Source organism: Moritella sp. (assembly GCF_033791185.1).
GTDB lineage: Bacteria > Pseudomonadota > Gammaproteobacteria > Enterobacterales > Moritellaceae > Moritella.
This window is the reverse complement of record NZ_JASJHF010000055.1, coordinates 1-13,990: the sequence shown is the minus strand read 5'-3', so window position 1 is coordinate 13,990 and position 13,990 is coordinate 1. Positions and strand designations below refer to the sequence as shown.

The window sequence follows — 13,990 nt, the reverse complement described above, 5'->3', positions numbered from 1 at the left end:
AATTAATCCATCCGAAAAACAGATGGAAGCCAACTTTAAGTTATAACTTTTTACTATAGAATAGCCGCCGTAATAAATATTAATACCAGTATTATGATGTGGAGAACGATAAAATGAGAACAAGGTTAGACCGTATTAGACACGCTATCTTATTTGAGATATTTGGCTTAATTGCGATAATGGGCGCGATGAGTCAACTCGGTTTTGAGGTGGGTCATGTCGGTGTAATGGGCGTGATATTTTCGGTGGTCGCAACTGGCTGGAACTATGTTTATAACATAGGTTTTGATAAATACATGCTGAGAAAAATGGGTACCGTGACCAAAACAACCCTGATCCGTATTGTCCATAGTCTTGGCTTTGAAGGCGGTTTACTGTTTTTAACTATTCCGTTTATGGCGTGGTTCTTAAATATCAGTTTATGGGATGCGTTTTTACTGGATATGAGTATGGTTATTTTCTATTTGTTTTACGCTTATGGCTATAACGTCGCGTATGACAAGATATTCCCAGTACCAGACATCACAGTACCAACCATCACAGTGCAATAGCATGACAAATAATACTCGTTTTTAGACAGAATAAGCGGTGGCGAAATGTAGTCACCGCTTTTTTAATTTAGCTTTCGCCATTAATATTAGTCCAACTTGCGGTTCTGTTGATATAATCGCCAACTGTTATTTTTAGAGTTGAAACCCGCATGCCAACACCCACCTCGATGACCTTTTTCGAACGATTTGAAGCTGATATTTGTTCTGGAAAAAAGACCATTACTATTCGTGATGAAACTGAAAAATATTACCTACCAGGTACAACCGTGACTGTTTCTACACTTGAAGACGGTCGTGAGTTTTGTCAACTTGCTATTCTTGCTGTCACGCCTATTTGGTTTCGTGATTTAACGGACTTTCATGCCGAACAAGAAAATATGACTTTAGCTGTACTTAAACAGGTGATCCAAGATATTTACCCGGGTATTGAGCAGTTATACGTGGTGTCTTATAAATTGGTAGGTCAGTTATAAATGCGATTGGATAAGTTTATTTGTAAAAGTACCGCGCTAAGCAGAACACAAGCCACGGCGAAGATCTGTGATGGAAACGTTCTGGTTAACAATGTTGTTATTGTCGATGTTGCCACCCAGGTGCATGAAGATAATGCCATTACTTTAAATGGTGAGGTACTTACCGCCAGAGAGTCGCGTTACATCCTGATGCATAAACCTGCTGATACTATTTGCTCTAATATCGATGAAGCTTATCCGTCATTGTTTAATTACATTGATGTTGAAAATGCATCAGAATTACATGTCGCAGGGCGTTTAGATGCCGATACTACTGGTTTAGTCTTGGTGACAGATGATGGCCGCTGGTCATTTAATATTATTACTCCGACTAAGCATTGCCAAAAGGTCTATCGGGTTGGGCTATCGCGTGCCATTGCTGATGATGTTGCAGTCAAATTTGCCCATGGTGTGCAGCTACAAGGTGAGCAACAATTAACGCGTCCGGCAATCTTAGAGGTTGTGGCTCCAACAGAAGTGTTACTGACCATCACTGAAGGCAAGTTTCATCAAGTGAAACGGATGTTTTCAGCGGTGGGCAATCGGGTTGTGAGTTTGCATCGTGAACAAATTGGCGCGATACAGTTAGATGTGGAAGTAGGGCAATGGCGTTATTTAACCGCTGAAGAAGTCAATTCATTTACTAATTGATGTCTTAATGTTTAGATAAGTAAGCCTAACGCGTTACAGCTGGAGCATGGCTAATGTTAGGCGTAGAATAACAACGTAAATATCTTCTCTACGACGACATTAAGGCTTTTCTCTGTGTACACCGAACAATTTATGATGCTGCTGGCGGTATTTGAACGCGCAGCACTGATGCTAATGGCATTATTTTTCTTAACCCGCACCAATTTATTCCAGCATATTGTTATCAAAACCCAACGACACCCAGTTGAAACTGCGCTCATCTCTGCACTGTTCATTCTATTTGCTGTTTTCAGTAACTACACCGGTGTCAAGGTCGAAGGGTCACTCATCAATGTGCGCATTATTGCGGTCTTGTCTGGCGGGATTATTTTTGGTCCTTGGGTGGCTATTCCTGCGGGAATTATTTCAGGTTTACACCGCTATATTATCGACATGGACGGACCCACCTCGTTAGCTTGTTTAATTTCCAGTATGATTGCCGGACTATTAGCAACGTGGATCCATTTTCGCTGCCACAAAAAATCGTATGCAAAATGGGGCATTATTGCTGGTATGTTCTGCGAAATTTTAACCATGATTTTAATTGTGCTGCTATCTGAAGATAAGGAACTCGCGTACACCATTGTTAAACACATTAGCATGCCGATGATTGGAGGGGCCGTGTGCATTGGACTTATTATCAAATTGGTGCAAGATTTAGATGATGAACAAGATTTGATCGCCGCTAAACAAGCAAAGCTTGCCCTCGATATCGCCAATAAAACCTTACCTTATTTTCGTAAAAACAATCGCGATTCACTGACTAAAGTATGCAGTATTATTCGTGAAGAAACCCATGCTGATGCGGTTGCTATTACTGATGTCAAAGATGTATTAGCTTACGTTGGTATCGGCCAAAAAGATTACTTAGATACTTATCACCAAATCAGTGCCATGACTCGGCAGGCGGTTAACAGCGGCGAGCAAATTATCAGTAATAACCTCAATGTACACGGTTTTCATTCACTATTAATCATTCCCTTGTGGGAAAATGGCGCAGTCAGTGGCACCTTGAAAATATTCTATCGCCAGCGACACCGTATTCGACCTTCATTACGTGAAATGGCTATCGGCTTATCGCAATTGATTTCTACGCAGATGGAAGTATCACGTCTAGAGCAATTGAAGACCATGACCAGTAAAGCCGAGCTTTCTGCATTACAAAGTAAAATTAACCCGCACTTTTTATTTAATGCATTGAATGCTATTTCCACGTTAGTGCGCATTAATCCCGATAAAGCCCGGCAATTGATTGCCAATTTAGCCGATTTCCTCCGTTATAATCTTGAACGTAATAATGACTTGATCGATATCCAAGAAGAGTTACAACAAGTCAGAGATTATGTCGCGATTGAGCAGGCCCGCTTTGGTGACAAGCTTGAAGTCACGTTCGATGTTGATGATGTACATCCCACTATACCGTGTTTACTGATTCAGCCTTTGGTAGAGAATGCCATTCAGCATGGTATTCAGCCTTCTCGCCAGCCTGGGAGTGTCAATATTGCGGTAAAGCGCGATGGCCAACGTTTTAAAATCACCATTCAAAATACCGGTATCGGCATTAGCCAAAATGTCATAGATAAGCTCTATAACGGCACGATGGAAAGTCATCATATTGGTTTGATGAATGTGCATCAGCGGATCTTATTATTGTATGGCGAGGGCTTGTACATTAAACGCCTTGAGCAAGGCACTGAAATAGTATTTTACGTCAATGAATTGAATTGAAAGGAAAGGTAACAGCATGTTGAAAGCCCTGATCGTAGAAGATGAGTATTTAGCAAGGGAAGAGCTGACGTATTTAATTGAACGGCATAGTAATATCGAGATTATCGCTACCTTTGAAGATGGCTTAGAAGCCTTTAAGTATCTACAAACTCATAAGGTTGATATCGCTTTTTTAGATATTAATGTGCCGTCAATTGATGGGATGCTGCTCGCCCGTAATATTCATCAATTTTCTGAAAAACCGCATATTGTCTTTACCACAGCTTATAAAGAATTTGCAGTGGATGCTTTTGAATTAGAAGCGTTTGATTACTTGTTAAAACCGCTGAATGAAAAACGTATTATTGGGTTGTTAGCCAAGTTAGAAGCTACTCACCAATGCCAAGTCACAGCCCCTGAAGACGTCAGATCTAAAACCATTAATCTGATTAAGGACAACCGTATTTTCGTTACCGCCATCGATGATATTTACTATGCGGTAGCGAATGAGAAAGTGACCAATGTGTTTACCAAAGACGATGCTTTTATTGTGCCTTTCACCATGAGTGAATTGATTAATCGCTTACCTCAGCAGCGCTTTTTTCGCAGTCATCGTTCTTACTGTGTCAACATCGACAAAATTCAAGAAATAATCCCTTGGGTGAACTGTACCTACCAACTCAAAGTACATGATATCGGCAATGAAATACCAGTGAGTCGCAGCAATATAAAAGCCTTTCGTGAATTAATGAAATTGTAATTCATGCCGCTATATTGCACTTCATGCCGTACTTATTGCATCTCATTTTTTATTGTTTTCCGCCTATTGTTATCTCCAGCAGACCCCGTATTTTAGTGGCTTAACAAGGTGACCCATACCGTCACCTTCACGCTTTTAAATTCGTTGGAGATTTACCTTATGACGACTAAAATATCAAACCGAGATCGACTCTTTACGTTGCTTGGCACTATCATCACCCAGTTTGCGTTAGGGTCGGTGTATACGTGGAGTCTGTTTAATTCACAACTGGCAGACAAGTTATCTGTGCCAGTTAGCCGTGTGGCTTTTTCTTTTGGTATTTTAAGTTTATCGTTAGCTATTGCATCATCATTGTCAGGCAAATTGCAAGAGCGCTTTGGTGTACGTAAAGTGACGATTTGCGCTGGGTTATTATTGGGTGCCAGCTTAACGCTCACCGCCTATGCATCTAATCTTATTTTATTGTATGTGTTTGCCGGTCTGTTAGTTGGGTTTGCCGATGGTACTGGTTACCTAATGACGCTATCTAACTGCGTGAAACTGTTTCCCGAACGTAAAGGTTTGGTCTCTGCCTGTGCTATTGGTGCATATGGTTTAGGTAGTCTTGGCTTTAAATACATCAATATGTATTTCCTCACTAATAGTGGCTTAGAAAATACCTTTAGCACTTGGGGCTTGATTGCTATGGTCATGGTTATTATTGGTGGTCTGATGATGAAAGATGCACCTAAGCAAGAGCCACAACAAACTGCAGCAGCAACGCCTGTACGTGATTACACTCTGGCAGAAGCAGTGAAAAGCTCACAGTTTTGGATGCTGGCATTGGTATTTTTAACGGTTTGTATGAGTGGTTTGTATGTTATTGGCGTTGCCAAAGATATCGGTGAGAGTTATGTGCATCTGCCTATGGCTATCGCCGCAAGTTCGGTTGCGCTTATCGCTGTTGCCAATCTGAGTGGGCGTTTAGTACTTGGCGTGCTTTCAGATAGCGTTAGCTGTATTAAAGTGATCGCGATTGCATTGTTTATCTGCTTAGCAGGTGTATCGGCATTACTTTTTGCTGAGCAAAGTATGTTCAGTTTTTACTTTGCCGTGGTATGTATCGCCTTTAGTTTCGGTGGCACGATCACCGTATACCCATCATTGATCAGTGATTTCTTCGGTTTAAACAACTTGACCAAAAACTACGGTCTCATTTATCTTGGTTTTGGTCTTGGTAGTATTATTGGTTCTATCGTGGCATCAGTGTTCGGTGGATTCGCCGCGACTTTCTATCTTATGCTAGGGCTATTAGTTATTTCGCTGCTAATAACACTAACGATCAAGCTGCCTGGTTCACAGCCAACTGGTCTTCAGGGGGCATCGCGCAATGATCTTCCTGCGCAAGCTGCGATGGTTTAGCACGTAATTAAATAAGGCAATAGAAATTATCCGCAACTGTAATACCTGCGTAGCAGAAAGCGCGTGGGTATACATTTCTTATCATTGGTATTCTGTTTAAAGTGCAAACAGCATACAAATAGCTAATCATTACCTATAATCATTAAATATAGTTATCAACTAAAATATATTTGAGAATAAAATTTAATGATTAACCCTGTATTACTCCGCAGTTTTTGTACTCTGGTGGAAATCGGCCACTTTACCCGCAGTGCTGAACGTCTGAATATGACGCAGTCAGGTATTAGCCAGCATATCCGCAAATTAGAAGAGCAGTTAGGTCAAGACCTGCTTATCCGTGAAGGCAAGCAGTTTAGCCTGACGGACGCGGGACAACGCTTATATACCGAGGGTAAACAGATAATCAACTCACTGTCCGAACTCGAACAACGGGTGACGACAGACCCTGCTTTTGAAGGCTTGGTCAGAGTGATGTCTCCGGGTAGTATAGGTTTAAAGTTGTATCGCTATTTACTGGGGTTACAAGCGCTGCATCCGCAATTGGTGATTGATTATCGCTTTGCACCGAACGCTGCAATAGAAAAAGCCATTGCTGAACACAGTGTGGATATTGGTTTTATGACCAGCTCATCGACATTAGCAGAAGTGAGCTTAAAGCCGATTGCAGAAGAATCATTATTGTTAGTCACTCCTGCCGATGTTGAAGAGCCAAGTTGGCAAGTATTAATGCAATTAGGTTTTATCGACCATCCCGACGGTGCATTCCACTCTAGCCTGCTACTCGGGGCTAATTACCCTGAATTTAAACATTATAATCAGTTTAAACAGGCCGGTTTTTCCAATCAAATCAGTTTGATCTTAGAGCCGGTGAGTTTAGGGCTTGGTTTTACGGTATTGCCTGCTTATGCCGTTGCTGATTTCCCGTTTCCTGAGAAGGTGAAAGTTCATCATCTTGCAGTCCCTGTGGCTGAAACGCTGTATCTTGGCGTTCACTTAAATAAGTTTATGCCCAGCCGTGTTAAGACGGTTGTTGCCGCCACGAAGCAGTGCTTGTTGTAGTATTCTTATTACTCTTTATTTGCATTTTATTTAATCTACATGTCATGATTAGGGCGCTTTATGTTTAATTATCCGCAAGCATTATTCACATCTACAAAATTATTAAGACGTTATAAACGCAACGGCATGCGTATAGCCTTGGCTGGATTATTATCTGGTTGTGCTGCTTCCCCCTCTTTAGATATTGCTGATAAAGCAAGTTATAAACAGGAAGTAACTACTTACTTTGATTATAACTTACAGTCATCTTCTGGTCAGGATATTAGCTTGTCGCGCTTTGTTGAAGAGATTAAAGACGCTGATGTGGTGCTGGTGGGAGAGTGGCATACCCACACAGGTATCCACCGTTTTCAAACCGAGTTATTACAAGCCATGCTTGCGGCTGGTGATGATGTAGCGCTATCAATGGAGCAATTCACCCGTGATAAACAAACGGTAGTCGATGCTTACTTAGCGGGTGAAATTGGTGAAGGCACATTAATAACCCGAGCTAATGCGTGGCCAAATTACAGTAGTGATTACCGCCCATTAGTAGAATTAGCCAAGACTAACAACATTGATATTATTGCCGCTAATGCCCCGAAGCACATCATTCGTTGCATCGGTACAGAAGGCATGAATTATGTTGCTCAATTACCTGCAGAGCAACGTACTTGGTTAGCGGCGAATATTAATACCCAAGACTCAGCGTACAAAACCCATTTTATGGCATCTATGCATCATGGAGATGAAAGCCAGAATGAAAATAAATTTGCTGCGCAAGTGACGTGGGATGAAACTATGGCAGAGAGTATTGTTAATTATTTAGCTGATCATTCAAATTCATTACTAGCAGGTAATTCAAATACACCGCTGACAGATGAACCGAGTAACGTTTTTGTAGGCGGTCGGCATAAACAAGTGTTGCATATTGCCGGTAAATTCCATACCGAGAATGGCTTGGGCACTGCAGCAAGTATCCTTGCTCGCGCTCCTGAATTGAAAGTCGTCATTGTCACGCCTGTCGATGTAACGAGTACGCTAACAACCGCGGATAAAACATCCAACGACTATCGCTTGCAGGTGCTAGTACCACCCAAGCAGTTTGTCATAAGCTCTAACATGATGGCGTCATTTAAACACTTGTCGAAGCGTAATGATGAGCTTAAATGTATTGAGTAACGTTGTTACGTTAATACCTTTTTAATAAACGTGGCCATATTAACTATGGTCGTGTGTAAATGAGCTTGGTGGGTAAAGCCGCTTTTCACCCTGGGTTTTAAATCATGATCCCCGTCTGTTAACCACAAAAATTCAATATCCTCTGGCAGACCATAGCTGTTGACTTCTTCCCTAGTGCCTAACTTATCGCGATCGCCTTGGGCAATAAATACGGGTTGTTGGATCAATGGAAAATGTGCGGTGCGCAGTGACTCAGGTTTATTGGCGGGATGAAAAGGAAAACCTAAACAGGCGATACCTTTTACCTTGGCATTAACGGATAACGCGTCAGTGGTGGGATCGGATGCCACTAAACTGGCCATACGCCCCCCCATGGATTTACCGCCGATCACCATAGGTTGCTCAATACTGGCAATCAATTGCTGGAACTGGGCAATTAACTTAGGCGCGCGCTCTGGTGGTCGGCGAGTTCCATTATCAATACGTTGCTGCATATAAGGGAAATTGAAACGCGCCACGCGAATACCTTGCTGGCCGAGTCCTTTGGCGATAGTTTCCATGACGTCAGAGGTAGCTGGCGCACCGGCGCCGTGCGCAAATACAAATAATGGGCCATCGATAGGGCCGTTATAAATGAGTTCCATGATGTTCCTATGCAAAATTAATGAAATTTATGCGCTACAACGCATTGAAATATCATTATACGCTATTGCTTATAGTACCGTCATTACATCATCAAGTGGCTAGATAGACGACTAAAATAATAAGTGCTAGGGTTATGAGGTATTAACTCAAATTGCTAAGGACGTAGACAATGGAAATGTTTGATTCAGTAAATGTATTTGGGGAAAAATTAGAATTGTGTGGTGATGATCCGGTTACTGGTTTTTATCGCGATGGATCATGCAATACCTGTAGTCAAGATATCGGTTCACATACTGTGTGTATTGAAGCGTCGGCGGAGTTTTTGCAATATTCTCGTTTTAAGGGCAATGATTTGTCAACCCCGGCACCGGGTTCGGATTTTAAGGGATTACAAGCGGGTCAGCGTTGGTGTTTGTGTGCAGCACGCTGGTTGCAAGCACTAGAAGATAATATGGCACCTCGCGTTTATTTGAAAAGAACACACATCAAGGCATTGGAAATAGTACCGATGGAATTACTGAAAAAATACGCGATTGATTTGAGTTAAATAATTAAGAGGTAACCTTAAAATTACATTGTGAATGCCTTGGCGAACGCTAGAGTACTGACATACTCTTACAGTTTTTTTGTTTATTGCTAGGTATTTCAAGTGTATATATGACCACTAATTCATTATATTGCAGTCATTCATCCTACCAGGCGAACAGTCGTGAGTGGTGTGATGGGACGGCAATATTTTATGAGTAGTGTCCATAATTAAGGTATCAAGAATGCACAGTAAAAGTATCCGAGAGTTAAGTTGGCTTGCCTATCCAGACTTGAGCGAAAATCAGTTTTCTAATTTAAAAATGCAACAGAAACAAAAAAAATACCGGTCTAAATTTGTATTGCGAACAATGATACTTTATCCATATTTTCGTCAGTTTCAGCGTGGTATTAATGCACCTTTTCTTCAATTGCTACTGCAACAAGATGTGCGTTTTTTGGAAAAAACATTTCGTCCTTATCTGCATATTGGTAATGGTATTGCAAGTCGAACTAAATTAGTTGTTGGGCATTATCGCTTTATTAGTGAATGTTTACCGACGCAAACTGGGCTTGCTATTTATAACACAACGCAGGGAATTGAAGTTTCTCGATTCACTGTGGGTGAAGATGAATACTGTGTAAGACTAAGCTATTTTGCTTCAAATCATAAAGAAGGTGATTTGTGCATGAAGTTGTTGGATCCAAGCGGTAATATTTTTTATTCTATCACCTTTAGTGTTTTTGATGATCCGATGAAGGGGCGTACGATCACGGTCGGCAGTCTGCAAGGGCCGAAAAGCACGCCTGAAATTAATGATCAAATTAAATATTTTACCAAACAACATTTTGGTCAGAGACCGAAAGATTTGATGGTCAAAATACTCACCATGATTGCTAATGTTTGGGATGTTAAATTGCTTTTATTGGTCGCTAATGAAGGGCATATTTATAGCTCAAAACGTTATGCTGATGACAAAATAAAAACCAATTACAACGGCCACTGGGAATCATTAGGTGCAACTAAATACAGTAAGCACCTGTATCAACTCGATTTACTTGAAGTCAGAAAATTACCAGAAGATATTAAACGTAGTAAACGTGCAATGTATCGTAAGCGTTACGAATGGCTTGATGTATTAATGCAAGAACTTGGCGAAAAGTTAGTGCTGAAAGCAAACGAAAATACCAGTATTATTCATTAAATGGACTAACCTGCCTGCGGTGATAATGTTATCTATTGGTAGTGAACGTATATTTCTGCTAATATCGAAATATACGTTATCAAAGGGTGCGTTGTATAAAAAGGAGTAAATAAGTGGATATTGATATTATTGCTAAAGCACTGAAAGAGCTTGGTCATCCAACCCGATTAACTATTTTTAAAAGTATTATCCGTGCGGGTTATCAAGGTATTGCGGTGGGTGGCTTACAAGAACAATTAGTAATCCCTGGCTCAACACTATCTCACCATATTTCAAGTTTGGCATCGGCAGGTTTACTTTCACAGCGTCGTGAAGGCCGTACTTTGTATTGCGTCGCGGAATACGACAAATTACAAGCTGTGATCGGTTTTTTACAAGATGAGTGCTGTATCGATGAGGCGGAGCATAACGTTATCCAACCCGATAACACAGTTAATACTTAACTCATTCACTACCCTATTGGCATACGCTCTGACCGAACGGCAATGGCGGAACGTATGCAAAGCAATCGACTTTTACTAAATCATTCTTTTCAAAATGCGCTTACCCATGATCTCATGTTTTATTAATGCCGCTAAATGACAGATTACCAACAGAGCCAATAATCGGCAGGTATATAAATGCAAGGCTTCAAAAAAGTGAATCGTGCGTTTATCTTCGAGTAACTGTGGGATAGTAAATAACTGAAATACTTTCACGTCATGACCCATCATTAATACGCCACTCACTAAGACAAGTGAAACCAGTACATAAAGTAAGGTGTGTCCGGCGTGTGCGAGTTTTATCTCTAAACTAGACATGGCAGGGTGTGCTTGGGGGACGCCACGTTTTATTCGGTGGTAAATTCGCCAACAAAATAGTGGGATAAATACTGTTGTTATCGACACATTAAAATTTAAAATATGGTTTTTTATAGTCGATTCAAGTTCAAAAAAGGCGATATATAATCCGGACGTGGTCGCCCATAGTATGACGATTGCTGACATCCAATGCAGCAGTTTCGCGGTCCTATCAAATGGTATAATTGACTTGTTCATATGTATTCCTAATACCCAACCTGAATATGCATTCTCTGGTGTTTTAGTGGCATCCGTTGTCTGGTGCCGACCATAATTGCGTTAATAGCATAACGAGCTGTCACATCTGTCGCTAGAGTAATAATTATTACGATTTATAAAAACATGCCTAGTCGATTTCTGGTTAGTAACTAGGCATTTATTTAAATTAAATTAAATTTATTACTGTGGAATTAGTGTATCCATAAACATATATTTTAAAATATATTGTTTGGTGATTTTTTGCTTTAAACTGATCGTTTAATGTAATTGAACAATGACGATGGTTAGGTTTGTTATAACGGCATTAGGTCTAAATGGAAGTGAAGATGGGATATAAAAAATACTCTTATCCAAAAACAGTCATAATGAGAGTATTCTCTAGTTTTTTAAGAAAAATACGTACCGAGCATAACCTTTCACAAGAAGGCCTTCGGGCTTTATTAAATGAAAGAAGTCATTCTTTTGATAGTTTAGATACGATCTCAATTAGTCGTTGGGAACGTGGTATTAATACCCCCTCTTTAACGAAGCAGTCCGAAATTGCAGAAGTATTTGGTGATGATCTCTTTAATATCTATAGCTCCGATACTGATTTTGTAGAAGAGAGCATCTGCTCTCTGCAGTTTTCTGTGGGTGATAAAAATGATAAAGCAGCGCACCCTTATTATAAGCATGAGCAATACCATATTGAATATATTCCCCCTGAACATGACCATTTTGAGCGGTTTCTTAAGCTTAGTTTAATGTATGAAGGCAATCCTCGTTTATTTCCGACTCGTCAAGACACGACATCTATCGACTTGTTAAAACAGCTTACTTTAATGTCGGCTTTTTGTAGTTTAAGTCAATTGGTCGGGCATTGTTTGTTTTGTAAAGTGAGTTCCAAAGCCTTGTTTGAGTTTATGAATAGCACGACAGGGGTCCTTGATTTATTGAATATTGCCCAACAAGACCGAGCGAATGTACTGCTTGTACTGTCATCATTTGGGGTATCACCACAAATTGATAACCATATGATGTCCATCTACCTAAACCAGCTAGCGATGGATAACACCATTGAGTATCTGAGCTTTAGTACTTGTGATAGTAAATTGAAACAAAAATTAATGCAGATGAAGATCCCGATGTTTAAAGTAAAACCAGTTGAACACCAAGCTAAAGTTATTCAGAATTATTCATTTATTATGAGCCGATCTGAAGTGATGGCAAACCGAAATATGCTAATGCTTTCTGTTATTCCGACACAAGACATGCAACCTACAACTATCGAGATATAGCGGAGTAATTATGAATATTTTGATTGTTGATGACCAAAAATTTGTCCGAGAAGCGATTAAATCCGACCTTGAAAATTACACTTTAAATAAGGACATTCAAACACTCGAGGCTGAAAATGCTCATCAAGGTATTGAAGTAATCGTTACCGCGGATGGTCATATCGATTTGCTTATTTTAGATCTAAAAATGGATAACAGTGATGGCATGGAAGTCATTAACTTTTTGTCTGTACACAGTTGTTATTCCAAGATACCACTGGCGGTGATTAGTTCATCCGATAAGCGCACGCTTGAGCTGGTCAGCAGTATTGCTCGTGGCCTGAAATTGAATGTGGTGGGGGTTTTTGAAAAGCCGATTAATGTGGATGCCATATTAGTTGAAACACTGCGTTTGCAAAGCTTGTGCGACAATACGGGGGAGGTTAAAGCGCCTAATTATGTTTCTGATCATGATATCAATCAGTTGCTTGCTGATGAGCAAGTATTGCTTTGCTTTCAACCTAAAGTTGACATGAAAAGTAAAGGTATTACGGGCTTTGAAGTATTAGCGAGAATGTACGATGAAAATGGTTATATTTATCCTGATACATTTTTACCTTTGATTGATAAAGCTGGATTGAACGTTGAATTTACTAAGATCATTATCGCTAAGGCATTCAAGCTTTGGGTAAAAGAAGCAAATTTGGTGGGTTATACATTATCGATTAATGTCACTGCTAAAGATTTGGTGAGCGATGATTTGATTGATTACATTATCCGTCACAAGCAAGCACATTCGCACATTAAACTCATCCTCGAATTGACTGAATCGCAAGAGATCATTAATCAAGCCAGAGTATTAAACTCTATTGCACGACTCATCATTAATGATATTGGTATTTCACTGGATGACTTTGGCAAAAGTTATTCGACTTACGAACGTTTAGATACCATTCCTTTTAATGAAATAAAAATAGACCGTTCTTTTGTATGCGACATTGATACTAATGCGCAGCATCACCTTATTGTTGAGTCGACGATCGCTTTAGCTAAAAAAATGTCGGTGAGTGTGGTTGCCGAAGGTATTGAAACAGAAAGTGTGCTTAATATTTTGGCTGAATTAGGCTGTGATATAGCACAAGGTTATTTATATAGTCCGCCAATGGAAGGGCGTTATTTAAATGCGTGGGTTAATCGCTATGAACACCGTGAGGTTAGTGCTCATGATGAATAATATTAGTGATAGCTTAAGGCTGTTTTTTAATCGCTGTAGTGAGAAACGACGGTTACCGTTATATCAAGCGTTAGTGAGTGAATTAGCCAATATTCGCACACAAAGCGGATTACTTGAAAGTAGCGAAAAACTGAATTCACTTAAGCATCAATTGAAAGGGATTTGTCGTTATTTGGCGCTTGAACTTGATGCTCAGATTGATGTAATGACCACGGCTGAGCAGCTG

General features: G+C 40.2%; 16 protein-coding genes. 14 read left to right on the top strand and 2 right to left on the bottom strand.

The features are described 5' to 3' along the window. The first annotated feature begins 113 nt into the window (after positions 1-113). From QNK26_RS03455 to QNK26_RS03420, 8 genes are all read left to right on the top strand, one after another. Positions 114-551: a PACE efflux transporter gene (locus tag QNK26_RS03455; protein ID WP_319220868.1), complete on the top strand. Its 438-nt coding sequence runs from the start codon at positions 114-116 to the stop codon at positions 549-551. 149 nt (positions 552-700) lie between these two features. Beyond that, positions 701-1,024 carry a N(4)-acetylcytidine aminohydrolase gene (yqfB, locus tag QNK26_RS03450; protein WP_319220867.1) on the top strand — a complete coding sequence of 108 codons (324 nt, stop codon included), beginning with the start codon at positions 701-703 and terminating at the stop codon, positions 1,022-1,024. Further along, positions 1,025-1,714 (top strand): pseudouridine synthase, encoded by a 690-nt coding sequence (locus tag QNK26_RS03445; protein WP_319220866.1) that lies wholly within the window; start codon positions 1,025-1,027, stop codon positions 1,712-1,714. A gap of 135 nt (positions 1,715-1,849) precedes the next feature. Then, complete coding sequence (locus QNK26_RS03440) at positions 1,850-3,481, top strand: LytS/YhcK type 5TM receptor domain-containing protein (RefSeq protein ID WP_413816344.1); 1,632 nt, start codon at positions 1,850-1,852, stop codon at positions 3,479-3,481. 16 nt (positions 3,482-3,497) lie between these two features. After that, positions 3,498-4,220 (top strand): LytTR family DNA-binding domain-containing protein, encoded by a 723-nt coding sequence (locus tag QNK26_RS03435; protein ID WP_319220865.1) that lies wholly within the window; start codon positions 3,498-3,500, stop codon positions 4,218-4,220. Between the two features lie 159 nt (positions 4,221-4,379). After that, complete coding sequence (locus QNK26_RS03430; RefSeq protein ID WP_319220864.1) at positions 4,380-5,621, top strand: OFA family MFS transporter; 1,242 nt, start codon at positions 4,380-4,382, stop codon at positions 5,619-5,621. A 186-nt stretch (positions 5,622-5,807) separates the two neighbouring features. After that, positions 5,808-6,680, top strand: a complete 873-nt coding sequence (locus QNK26_RS03425) for a LysR family transcriptional regulator (RefSeq protein WP_319220863.1) — start codon at positions 5,808-5,810, stop codon at positions 6,678-6,680. A gap of 60 nt (positions 6,681-6,740) precedes the next feature. Continuing rightward, on the top strand, positions 6,741-7,841 hold the full coding sequence (locus tag QNK26_RS03420; protein WP_319220862.1) for a ChaN family lipoprotein: 1,101 nt from the start codon (positions 6,741-6,743) through the stop codon (positions 7,839-7,841). A gap of 5 nt (positions 7,842-7,846) precedes the next feature. Here QNK26_RS03420 and QNK26_RS03415 read toward each other — a convergent pair whose 3' ends face one another. Then, positions 7,847-8,485, bottom strand: coding sequence for an alpha/beta family hydrolase (locus QNK26_RS03415; protein WP_319220861.1), 639 nt, complete (start codon positions 8,483-8,485; stop codon positions 7,847-7,849). A 170-nt stretch (positions 8,486-8,655) separates the two neighbouring features. Here QNK26_RS03415 and QNK26_RS03410 point away from each other — a divergent pair, with 170 nt between their 5' ends. The 3 genes from QNK26_RS03410 (at position 8,656) to QNK26_RS03400 (ending at position 10,659) form a co-directional block, all read left to right on the top strand. Continuing rightward, complete coding sequence (locus tag QNK26_RS03410) at positions 8,656-9,033, top strand: DUF2237 domain-containing protein (protein ID WP_319220860.1); 378 nt, start codon at positions 8,656-8,658, stop codon at positions 9,031-9,033. Between the two features lie 223 nt (positions 9,034-9,256). Next, positions 9,257-10,216, top strand: a complete 960-nt coding sequence (locus QNK26_RS03405) for a VirK/YbjX family protein (RefSeq protein WP_319220859.1) — start codon at positions 9,257-9,259, stop codon at positions 10,214-10,216. A gap of 113 nt (positions 10,217-10,329) precedes the next feature. After that, entirely contained in the window at positions 10,330-10,659 is a 330-nt protein-coding gene (locus QNK26_RS03400) for a metalloregulator ArsR/SmtB family transcription factor (protein WP_319220858.1), read from the top strand. Positions 10,660-10,734: 75 nt separating this feature from the next. Here the strand turns inward: QNK26_RS03400 and QNK26_RS03395 are convergent, their stop codons facing one another. Then, complete coding sequence (locus tag QNK26_RS03395) at positions 10,735-11,253, bottom strand: cytochrome b (RefSeq protein ID WP_319220857.1); 519 nt, start codon at positions 11,251-11,253, stop codon at positions 10,735-10,737. A gap of 347 nt (positions 11,254-11,600) precedes the next feature. On the opposite strand from QNK26_RS03395, the gene QNK26_RS03390 reads away from it, so the two are divergent. The 3 genes from QNK26_RS03390 to QNK26_RS03380 all read left to right on the top strand — a co-directional run. Further along, positions 11,601-12,551, top strand: coding sequence for a helix-turn-helix transcriptional regulator (locus QNK26_RS03390; protein ID WP_319220856.1), 951 nt, complete (start codon positions 11,601-11,603; stop codon positions 12,549-12,551). A gap of 10 nt (positions 12,552-12,561) precedes the next feature. Then, positions 12,562-13,764, top strand: a complete 1,203-nt coding sequence (locus QNK26_RS03385; RefSeq protein ID WP_319220855.1) for an EAL domain-containing response regulator — start codon at positions 12,562-12,564, stop codon at positions 13,762-13,764. Beyond that, positions 13,754-13,990: hypothetical protein (locus QNK26_RS03380; RefSeq protein WP_319220854.1), on the top strand; the 237-nt coding region annotated here is incomplete at its 3' end. The genes QNK26_RS03385 and QNK26_RS03380, both read left to right, overlap by 11 nt.

Coding starts and splice junctions, on each gene's coding strand:
- QNK26_RS03455 (WP_319220868.1), top strand. CDS start 114: ATGAGAACAAGGTTAGACCGTATTAGACACGCTATCTTATTTGAGATA.
- yqfB (WP_319220867.1), top strand. CDS start 701: ATGCCAACACCCACCTCGATGACCTTTTTCGAACGATTTGAAGCTGAT.
- QNK26_RS03445 (WP_319220866.1), top strand. CDS start 1,025: ATGCGATTGGATAAGTTTATTTGTAAAAGTACCGCGCTAAGCAGAACA.
- QNK26_RS03440 (WP_413816344.1), top strand. CDS start 1,850: ATGCTGCTGGCGGTATTTGAACGCGCAGCACTGATGCTAATGGCATTA.
- QNK26_RS03435 (WP_319220865.1), top strand. CDS start 3,498: ATGTTGAAAGCCCTGATCGTAGAAGATGAGTATTTAGCAAGGGAAGAG.
- QNK26_RS03430 (WP_319220864.1), top strand. CDS start 4,380: ATGACGACTAAAATATCAAACCGAGATCGACTCTTTACGTTGCTTGGC.
- QNK26_RS03425 (WP_319220863.1), top strand. CDS start 5,808: ATGATTAACCCTGTATTACTCCGCAGTTTTTGTACTCTGGTGGAAATC.
- QNK26_RS03420 (WP_319220862.1), top strand. CDS start 6,741: ATGTTTAATTATCCGCAAGCATTATTCACATCTACAAAATTATTAAGA.
- QNK26_RS03415 (WP_319220861.1), bottom strand. CDS start 8,485: ATGGAACTCATTTATAACGGCCCTATCGATGGCCCATTATTTGTATTT.
- QNK26_RS03410 (WP_319220860.1), top strand. CDS start 8,656: ATGGAAATGTTTGATTCAGTAAATGTATTTGGGGAAAAATTAGAATTG.
- QNK26_RS03405 (WP_319220859.1), top strand. CDS start 9,257: ATGCACAGTAAAAGTATCCGAGAGTTAAGTTGGCTTGCCTATCCAGAC.
- QNK26_RS03395 (WP_319220857.1), bottom strand. CDS start 11,253: ATGAACAAGTCAATTATACCATTTGATAGGACCGCGAAACTGCTGCAT.
- QNK26_RS03390 (WP_319220856.1), top strand. CDS start 11,601: ATGGGATATAAAAAATACTCTTATCCAAAAACAGTCATAATGAGAGTA.
- QNK26_RS03385 (WP_319220855.1), top strand. CDS start 12,562: ATGAATATTTTGATTGTTGATGACCAAAAATTTGTCCGAGAAGCGATT.